This window comes from Lysinibacillus sp. GbtcB16, assembly GCF_019091145.1.
In the GTDB taxonomy this organism is placed as follows: Bacteria; Bacillota; Bacilli; order Bacillales_A; family Planococcaceae; genus Lysinibacillus; species Lysinibacillus fusiformis.
In genome coordinates, this window is sequence record NZ_JAGXJV010000984.1 from 1 (window position 1) to 228 (window position 228).

1 pseudogene is annotated in these 228 nt (G+C 50.4%); it reads left to right on the forward strand.

Annotated elements, in window-relative coordinates:
* Positions 1-228: pseudogene (locus KVT27_RS26510) on the forward strand (hypothetical protein); the annotation flags it as partial.

Consider the following 228-nt stretch of genomic DNA (forward strand, 5'->3'; position numbering starts at 1 on the left):
GGGGCATTGAAGAGGTCGCGAACCGGAAAGGATATAACTGCATTTTTTACAGTGGAACTTCAAACGCTAAACGTGAGGCATCGTTCCTGCATCTGCTCTTCGAAGGCCAAGTGGATGGCATTATTCTGCTCAGCTTCCAGAAGCGCGATCTGAAAGATTTGGAGCAAATGCTGGACATTCCATACCCGCTGGCGCTGATCGGCGATCATGGGGAAATGGACGGACTGT